The following is an 8,637-nucleotide window of genomic DNA, read 5'->3' as shown; positions in this document are numbered from 1 at the left end:
GAAGCGGTTGAGGGGCCAGGCGTTCTCGGGGTGGACTGGCGAGCGGCTTCGTTGGGTGTCGCCGGCTCGCCGGCCGTGTCGGCGGGCTTGCCGATCGAACCCGGGGCTGTGGCCGGGGTCGCGGCGCGCTCATGGGAGTCGCCGTTGGCGAGCGCGGCCCAGGAGGCGGCCGAGGCGGTGGCGATGACGGCGGCGCCCGCTGCTATGGCGGTCCAACGGCGCCTGCCGGAGGCGGACGGCTTCTGGGAGTGCAGGCCCAAGGTAAACCACGGTCCTAGTTAGGGGATAGAGGAGGGAAAGGCCAGGCCGTGGGGTTTGGGGAGCGTACGGTGGCCGATCCGTCGGCGGGATAGGGGCTCCCGCGCAGTGAGGACGAACATATGCGACAAATAGGAGGTAAAGACAACTTAATGGAACATCCAGTGACATATATCACTTACGTCGCGAGATCGCCCATAGCGTCAAGCGTCCACCATCGATCTTCGGGTTTCCGGGAAACGTGGAAACGCGGATAAGTGGCTTGATCGGCTGGATCCGGCGGTTGAGTCGCGTCGGGGTCAGGGCATATGGGTGCCCATCCCCGGTCAGTGTCAGAACATGAGGGAGCGGACCGTGTCCACCGTGTCGGCGTCCTCCACGCGCTTGTCCAGGCGGTAGCGCAGGACCCGGGCGAAGCGCAGGGCCATGCCGCCGGGATAGCGGGGGGAGCGCTGGACCCCGTCGAAGGCGATCTCCACGACCAGCTCGGGCCGGAGGTTGACCGTCCAGCTGTCCGTGGGCCCCTCGGCCAGCTCGAGGAAGCGCTCGGTCTGCCAGGCCAGCAGCTCGTCCGTCAGGCCCTTGAACGTCTTGCCGAGCATCACGAAGCCGCCCTCCGGGTCGCGGGCGCCCAGATGGAGATTGGAGAGCTTGCCCTCGCGGCGGCCGTGGCCCCATTCGGCGGCCAGGACCACCAGGTCGAGGGTGTGGCGGGGCTTGACCTTGATCCAGCCGGCGCCACGGCGGCCCGCCGCGTACGGAGAGGACGGGGACTTGACCACCAGCCCCTCATGGCCGGCCTTCACCACGTCCGTGAAGAACTTCTCCGCCTCCGCCACGTCGCCCGTGACGAGCCGCGGCGTCAGCAGGCCCTGCGGGACCGTGCGGGTCAGCGCCTCCTGGCGCTGCGAATAGGGCAGGTCGAGCAGGTCGGCGCCGTCGACCCGCAGCGCGTCGAAGAAGAACACGCTCAGCGGCGTCTGCTCGCGCAACTGGGCGACGTTGGTCTTGCTGGTGACCCGGCTCGCCGTGACCTGGAACGGATGCGGGCGGCCGTCGGGACGCAGCGCGATCACCTCGCCGTCCAGCACCAGGTCCTCTGACGGCATCTCCATCACGGCCTCGACCAACTCGGGCACCTGCGGCGTGATGTCGTCGAGCGTACGGGTGAAGACCTTCACCTCGGAGCCGGAGCGATGGGCCTGCACGCGTACGCCGTCGAGCTTCCACTCCAGCGCCGCCGGCGTGCCGGCCTTCTCCAGGGCCGCGGCGACATTGGGCGCGCTGCCGGCCAGCATGGGGGAGACCGCCCGGCCCACCTCGAGGCGGAACGCGTGCAGCGCCGTCACCCCGCCGCTCAGCGCGGCCGCACCGACGGCGGGCAGCCACCCGCGCAACGTGAGCGCGCGCCGCACGTCCGCCGACGGCGCGCCGGACGCCTTGGCCACCGCCTCGATCATGACGCCGTCGAGCGCGCCCTGGCGCAGCTCGCCGTGCAGCAGCCGGCGCATGAACTGCTGTTCCTGGCTCGTCAGGCCCGCGAACAGCTCGGCCACCAGGGCCTTGCGCGCGGCCTGCGAGCCGGGGCCCGAGACAGATTTGATCTTGGTCAGGATCTGGTCGACCGTGGTGAGCGTGGCGGTGGCGGCCAGCTTGGGCTGCGGCAGGTCCTCCAGCGTGCGCCAGCCCACGCCCACCTGCCGCTGGGGCAGCTCGCCAGAGAGGTAGGAGATCGCGATCTCCGCCTCGTCCGGGCCCACCCGGCCCAGCAGCTCCGCCAGATGGCCGATCTTGCCCAGCCGGGCGGACGTGCGTGTCACCGCCTCGGAAACCCGGACCACGTCGATCAGAAGCACACGCCTATCGTGCCTCACGGCGCCGACATTCCGTACCCGATATCGGTGCGGTGTCGTGCCATGTCCGCCCGGCTTTCCGTTGCCCCGGTTCCGTCTCCACGATCCCGCCGGATGACGACAGGTCGCGGCGGGCGGCGCCCGGGTTGGGACCGTCCGCGGGAAACGGCGGCCGGGTTCCGGCGTCCGCGGGAGAACGGCGGGCGGGCCGGTGTCCGTCAGCTGACGGAGACGAAGCTCGTCAGCTGACGGTCACGACGTTCGTCAGCGGACGCCGAGCAGGTCGACGACGAAGATGAGCGTCTCGTTCGGCTTGATGCGGGGAGGCGCGCCGCGGGTGCCGTAGCCGAGGTGCGGCGGGATGACGAGCCTGCGCCGGCCGCCGACCTTCATACCGGCGACCCCCTGGTCCCAGCCCGCGATGACGCGCCCGCCGCCGAGCGGGAACTCGAACGTCTGGCCGCGGTTCCACGACGCGTCGAACTCGTCCCCGGTCGAGAAGGAGACGCCCACGTAGTGGACGCTGACGTTGTGGCCGGGCTTGGCCTCCGGGCCGTCGCCCTCGACCAGGTCGACGATCTCCAGGTCGGCCGGCGGGTTGCCCTCGGGGAAGTCGATCTCGGGCTTCTCGAGTGCCACGAAGTGCTCCAATTGCGATTGTTGACGAAGAGAAATGGACCCGACGACTCTATGCGGTCGGGATATCGTCGTCGTTCATGGCCGCCCTTACTCCCGACGCCATCCTGCTCACCGGGCACGTCGCCGTCGTCACCGGGGCGGCGCGGGGCATCGGGCTCGCGATCGCCGAGGCGTTCGCCGCGTTCGGCGCCCACGTCGCAGCCTGCGACCGCGACAAGCCGCACGCCGAGCTGGCGATGACGCTCGACGTGCGCGACGAGGTGGCGGTGGAGGCGTTCGCCCAGGCCGTACGCGAGCGCTGGGGCCGCGTCGACGTGCTGGTCAACAACGCGGGCGGAACCTTCCACGCCGCGTTCTCCGACACCTCGCCGCGCGGCGAGCAGACCCTCATCGAGGAGAACTTCACGCAGGTCACCGGCATGATCCGGCGGCTGCTGCCGATGATGCCCCCCGGCTCGTCGATCATCAACGTGACGTCGAGCGAGGCGCACCAGGCGGCGCCGGGGTTCGCGGTGTACGCGGCGATGAAGGCCGCTCTGGAGAGCCTGACGAAGTCGCTGGCCCTGGAGCTGGCGCCCAGGGGCATCCGGGTGAACGCGATCGCGCCCGACGCGCTGCCGACCGAGGGCGAGGCGGGCGTGCGCGAGCGCATGCTGGCCGGCCCGCTGCCCTACGACCCGGTACGCGTGCCGCCCGTCGGCCACCTCGGCGAGCCCCGGGACGCGGCGGGCGCGGCCGTGTTCCTGGCCGGCGAACTGGCCCGGTTCGTCACGGGGACGACGCTGCACGTGGACGGCGGGATCAACGCGGCCGGCGGCTGGCGGCGAACGTAAGGCATCACCAGCTCTGGTGCAGCGGCATCCCCTCGGCGTAGCCGGACGAGCCCTGGATCCCCACGACCGCCTGCTCGTGGAACTCCTCGAGGTTCGACGCCCCCGCGTACGTGCACGACGACCGCAGCCCGGCCACGATCGCGTCGATCTGGTCCTCCACGCTGGGCCGCCGCGGATCCAGGTACATCCTGGACGTCGAGATGCCCTCCTCGAACAGCGCCTTCCTGGCCCGCTCGAACGCCGAGTCCTCGGCCGTCCTGAGCCGCACGGCGCGCGCGGAGGCCATGCCGAAGTTCTCTTTGTACTTGCGCCCGTCCGCGTCCGTGCGTGTGTCGCCGGGCGACTCGTACGTGCCCGCGAACCAGGACCCGATCATCACGTTGGAGGCCCCGGCGGCCAGCGCCAGCGCCACGTCGCGCGGGTGGCGCACGCCGCCGTCCGCCCACACGTGCCGGCCGAGGCGGCGGGCCTCGGCGGCGCATTCGAGCACGGCCGAGAACTGCGGCCGCCCCACGCCGGTCATCATCCGCGTGGTGCACATGGCGCCCGGGCCCACGCCGACCTTGAGGATGTCGGCCCCTGCGTCGACCAGGTCGCGCACTCCGGCCGCGGTCACCACGTTGCCCGCCGCGACGGGCACGCCCGGATCGAGGGCGCTGACGGCCTGCAGCGCCGAGATCATCTTCTCCTGGTGGCCGTGCGCGGTGTCCACGACCAGGCAGTCGATCCCGGCCTCGAGCAGCTCCTTGGCCTTGGCGGCGACGTCGCCGTTCACACCGACGGCCGCCCCGATGCGCAGCCGGCCCCCGGCGTCGACCGCGGGCTGGTAGAGGGTGGCGCGCAGGGCGCCCGTACGGGTGAGGATGCCGACGAGCCGCCCGCTCTCGTCGACGATGGGCGCCAGCCGGTGCCGGCCCTCGTGCAGCCGGTCGAACGCGGTCCGCGGGTCGAGCCCGGCGGGCAGCGTCAGCAGCTCGCTCGACATGACGTTCGACAGCTGCGCGAACATGTCCACGCCCTGGCAGTCGGCCTCGGTGACGACGCCGACGGGCCGGTTCTCCCAGTCGACCACGATGACCGCGCCGTGCGCCCTCTTGGGCAGCAGCTGCAGCGCCTCGCCGACGGTCTCGTGCGGGGTCAGCGTCAGCGGCGTGTCGTGGACGAGGTCGCGTTTCTTGACCCAGTCGACGACGTCCGCCACGACGTCCAGCGGTATGTCCTGCGGGATCACGGCGATGCCACCCCGCCGGGCCACGGTCTCGGCCATGCGCCGGCCCGCGACCGCGGTCATGTTGGCCACGACGATGGGGATCGTGGTGCCGGTGCCGTCGTTGGTGGACAGGTCGACTGCGAGCCGCGACCCGACCGATGAGCGCGACGGAACCATGAACACGTCGCTGTAGGTGAGATCGTGGTAGGGCTCGAGGTCATTGAGAAACTTCACGTTCATCCATCTTAGGTGGTGACAGCGTCAACAAGGGGTTTCCCCCTTTCTCGGGGGCTTATGATCGGCCGGGACACATTTGGGGGAGGGAGGGCCTGTGGACATCATCGAACGGGCCGAGCTGACGGTGGTCGGCTTCGTCGTACGCACGACCAACGCCGATGAAATGGATCCGGCGCGGGCCAAACTGCCCAAGCTCTGGCAGCGGGCGGGCGCGCCGGGGGCCTTCGCGCACGTGCCCGGCCGGCTCGACGAGAACCTCTACGCCGTGCTGACCGACTACGAGAGTGACCACAACGGGGCCTACACGCAGATCGTCGGCACTGGCGTGCGTACGGTGCCGCGGTTGCCGGAGGGCATGGTGGCCGTTCGCGTGCCGGCCGGGCAGGCGCTGAAGCTGGAGGCCCGCGGCCAGCTGCCGCAGGCGCTCGTCGAGGCGTGGCAGCAGGTGTGGAAGCACACCGAGTCGGGCGGCACGCCGTCGCGCGCGTTCACGACGGATCTCGAAGTGCACCACCCTGGGGGAGCGGACCTCTACGTAGCCGTCTAGGACAGTCCGAGTGCGGCGGCCGCCGCTTCGACGGCCGTCGGCTTGACCTCCTCCATCGGCAGGTGGGCATACTCCACCGTGCAGTCGGCCATGCCGCCGAGCGCCACCGTCGCCCGGATGTGCTGCGCCTGCGTGAGGTCGGGGCCGAGCAGCAGGACGATCAGTCGGCGCCGCCAGTCGAACATGCGCTGGCCCAGGTCCGTGTAGCCCAGCGTGGCCATCTCCCGCACGATCATGAGGGTCACCTCGCGGTGCCGCCAGATCAACTCGAAGTAGTCCTCGAGCAGCTCGCGGGCGTCGCCCCCGGGCTCCCGCGTGCTCACGAACCGCTCGACGTCCTCGATCATCGGCTGGACGATGCTGCGCACCAGGTCCTCGCGTGAGGAGAAGTGGTAGTAGAGCGCGGGCTTGGTGATGCCCAGCCGCTCGGAGATCTCGCGCAGGCTCGTGTTCTGCACGCCCTGCTGGACGAACAGCTCACGGGCCACGGCCTGGATGCGGGACTTGGTATCGCTCGGTGGCATGTGCCCAGACTATCCCTTACCTATCGTTAAGTAAGTTCGTGTGCTAGCGTGATTTTACCAACCGTTAAGTAAGTGGAGGTCGGCATGAGGATCCTCATCTCCGGCGCGAGCGTGGCGGGTCCGGCTCTCGCCTACTGGCTCAACCGGTACGGCTTCGAGGTCACCGTCGTGGAGCGGGCCCCGTCGTTGCGCAAGACGGGCGGCCACGCGGTGGACCTGTTCCGGCCGGCGATGGACATCGTCGAGCAGATGGGCGTCCTGGAGCAGGTGGTGGCCAAGAAGACGGGCCTGGAGCACCTCACGGTCCACCGGGAGGGCGGCGGCAAGCCCATCGAGCTGGAGCTCGGCCGCCTCATGACGGCCGTCTCCGACCGGCACGTCGAGATCATGCGCGACGACCTGAGCGAGATCTTCTACGACGCCACCCGCGACGACGTCGAGTACGTCTTCGACGACTCCATCGCCTCGATCTCCGACGACGGCGAGGTGACGTTCGACAGCAGCCGGGCGGCCCGCTACGACCTGGTGATCGGCGCCGACGGCCTGCACTCCAACGTGCGCGGGCTCGTCTTCGGCCCCGAGTCGCAGTTCTCCACCTGGATCGGCGCCTACCTGGCCGTCGTCTCGGTGCCCAACTACCTGGGCCTCGACGGCCGCATGGAGGCCGTCGCGGGGGTCGGCAGGATGGCCGGCATGGGCGCCGCGCACATGGACGACGCGCGCGCGGTGTTCCTGTTCCGGACGCCGGAGCGGCTCGACTACCACCACCGGGACGTGGCCAGGCAGAAGCAGTTCCTCCGCGAGCGCTTCCAGGGGATGGGCTGGGAGGTGCCAAGGCTCCTGGAGGAGCTGGAGCGCACGCCCGCGTTCTACTTCGACTCGATCACCCAGCTGCGCCTGGACACCTGGTCACGCGGCCGGGTGACGCTGGTGGGCGACGCCGGCTACTGCCCCGGGCCGGCCGTCGGCGGCAGCACGAGCCTGGCCGTCGTGGGGGCGTACATCCTGGCGGGGGAACTGGCCGCGCACGGCGGGGACCACACGCGGGCCTTCCCGGCCTACGAGGCGGAGATCGGCGACTACGTGCGCCGCAGCCGCACGTTCGCCGTCAACGCGGCCAAGAGCATCGTCCCCGGCAGCGGCTTCGACCTGTGGGCGCTGGCCCGGATGATGTGGCTGGTCGAGCACCTGCCCACCGGCCTGACCAAGGCTGCCGCCAAGCTCGGCAGCAAGGGCGTGCGCCTGCACGACTCGATAGCGCTGAAGGACTACTCGGCCTTCACCGCGGCCGGAGCTCGACAGGGAAGGACGTCACGCCCCTGACGAAGGCGTTGGGCAGGATTCGCGGGCCGAGATCGTCGGCCCAGGCCGCCTCCCGCACCCGGTCGAGCCACTCCTCGAAGAAGATCCGCAGCTCCAGCCTGGCCAGCGCGGCGCCCAGGCAGAAGTGGGTGCCCAGGCCGAAGGCGATGTGCCCGCCCGGCTTCCTGGCCACGTCGAACACGTCCGGCTCGGCGAACACCTCGGGATCCCGGTTCGCCGACCCGTACATGAGCAGGACCTGCTGCCCCTCAGAGATGAGCTGACCGTGCAGCCAGGTGTCGCGGGTGGCCGCGCGGCACATGTTCAGAATCGGCGTCGTCCACCTGATGAACTCCTCGATCGCTCCCTCCATCAGCGTCCGGTCCTCGCGCAGCAGCCGCCACTGAGCGGGGTGGCGGATCAGCGCGTCGATGGCCGTGGCGATGACGGTCCTGGTGGTCTCGGCGCCGCCGTCGAGCAGCAGCAGCGCCTCGTTCGCCAGGTGCTCGTCGTCGTAGTCGGGGCTGGCGCACCACAGGGACAGCAGGTCGTCCTGAGGATGGGTACGGCGCTCGGCGGCCAGCGCCAGCACGGCCTCCCCGTACTCGCCCGCCGCGACCGCGGCCTCGTGCGTCACGTAGCGCAGCCCGCCGCCGGCCACGATCGTCGTCTCCGACCAGTGCTTGAGCCGCGGCCAGTCCTCGTCGGGGAACCCGAGCAGCCAGCCGATCATGCGGGCCGGCAGCGGCGCGGCCAGGTCGGCCACCGCGTCAACCGCGCCGCGCTCCAGCGCCCCCTCGATCAGCTCGACGACGACCTCCCGGATGCGGCCGGCATAGCGCTCATGCACGTAGCGGGGCGTGAAGCGGCGGTAGACGAGGCGGCGGCGGGCGGCGTGCTCGGGGTCGTCCATGCCGATCATCGACGGGTCGGACGGTAGTTGGGGGCGGTAGCCGACTGTGCTGGTCCAGAGCTTCGGATCGCGTTCGATGGCCGAGATGTCGGCGTGGCGGGAGATGCCCCACAGGTCGTTGGCGGCGTCGTGGTAGGCCGGGGCGTGCTCGCGCAGCCAGGCGTACACGGGGGCAGGGTCAGCGGCGTACAGGTCGCCGTCGAGTAAGTCGATCATGCGAGCACCCCTTGGCTGCGTAGCTTGTCCGCCTCCTCCTGGGACAGGCCCCAGCCGGACAGGTCGGCCAGGCGGGTGGCCTCGTTGTCGGCGTGCGAGGAGGTG

9 protein-coding genes are annotated in these 8,637 nt (G+C 70.6%); 3 read left to right on the top strand and 6 right to left on the bottom strand.

The features are described 5' to 3' along the window. The 3 genes from EJK15_RS73870 to EJK15_RS65140 all read right to left on the bottom strand — a co-directional run. Window positions 1-260, bottom strand: a 260-nt coding sequence (locus EJK15_RS73870) for a hypothetical protein (protein WP_206062190.1), incomplete at its 3' end; no start/stop codon positions are given. 330 nt (window positions 261-590) lie between these two features. Further along, window positions 591-2,114, bottom strand: a complete 1,524-nt coding sequence (locus EJK15_RS65145; RefSeq protein ID WP_138720240.1) for an ATP-dependent DNA ligase — start codon at window positions 2,112-2,114, stop codon at window positions 591-593. A gap of 261 nt (window positions 2,115-2,375) precedes the next feature. Then, entirely contained in the window at window positions 2,376-2,750 is a 375-nt protein-coding gene (locus tag EJK15_RS65140; protein WP_138720239.1) for an FKBP-type peptidyl-prolyl cis-trans isomerase, read from the bottom strand. A gap of 77 nt (window positions 2,751-2,827) precedes the next feature. Between EJK15_RS65140 and EJK15_RS65135 the strand changes: the two genes are divergently transcribed. Then, on the top strand, window positions 2,828-3,583 hold the full coding sequence (locus tag EJK15_RS65135; protein WP_138720238.1) for an SDR family NAD(P)-dependent oxidoreductase: 756 nt from the start codon (window positions 2,828-2,830) through the stop codon (window positions 3,581-3,583). Between the two features lie 4 nt (window positions 3,584-3,587). Here EJK15_RS65135 and EJK15_RS65130 read toward each other — a convergent pair whose 3' ends face one another. Beyond that, window positions 3,588-5,027 carry a GuaB1 family IMP dehydrogenase-related protein gene (locus EJK15_RS65130; RefSeq protein ID WP_138720237.1) on the bottom strand — a complete coding sequence of 480 codons (1,440 nt, stop codon included), beginning with the start codon at window positions 5,025-5,027 and terminating at the stop codon, window positions 3,588-3,590. A 97-nt stretch (window positions 5,028-5,124) separates the two neighbouring features. Between EJK15_RS65130 and EJK15_RS65125 the strand changes: the two genes are divergently transcribed. Then, window positions 5,125-5,577: a GyrI-like domain-containing protein gene (locus EJK15_RS65125; RefSeq protein WP_138720236.1), complete on the top strand. Its 453-nt coding sequence runs from the start codon at window positions 5,125-5,127 to the stop codon at window positions 5,575-5,577. On the opposite strand, the gene EJK15_RS65120 is transcribed toward EJK15_RS65125, so the two are convergent. Beyond that, entirely contained in the window at window positions 5,574-6,101 is a 528-nt protein-coding gene (locus EJK15_RS65120) for a TetR/AcrR family transcriptional regulator (RefSeq protein ID WP_138720235.1), read from the bottom strand. The genes EJK15_RS65125 and EJK15_RS65120 overlap by 4 nt on opposite strands. Window positions 6,102-6,185: 84 nt before the next feature. Here EJK15_RS65120 and EJK15_RS65115 point away from each other — a divergent pair, with 84 nt between their 5' ends. Further along, window positions 6,186-7,424 (top strand): FAD-dependent monooxygenase, encoded by a 1,239-nt coding sequence (locus tag EJK15_RS65115; protein ID WP_138720234.1) that lies wholly within the window; start codon window positions 6,186-6,188, stop codon window positions 7,422-7,424. Here EJK15_RS65115 and EJK15_RS65110 read toward each other — a convergent pair. Continuing rightward, window positions 7,381-8,532: a cytochrome P450 gene (locus EJK15_RS65110; protein ID WP_138720233.1), complete on the bottom strand. Its 1,152-nt coding sequence runs from the start codon at window positions 8,530-8,532 to the stop codon at window positions 7,381-7,383. The two genes, EJK15_RS65115 and EJK15_RS65110, sit on opposite strands and share 44 nt — an antisense overlap. Between the last annotated feature and the right edge of the window lie 105 nt (window positions 8,533-8,637).

This window comes from Nonomuraea basaltis (genome assembly GCF_005893125.1).
Lineage (GTDB): Bacteria > Actinomycetota > Actinomycetes > Streptosporangiales > Streptosporangiaceae > Nonomuraea > Nonomuraea basaltis.
Note: the sequence above shows the minus strand (reverse complement) of the source record. Positions and strands in the feature narration are given on the sequence as shown.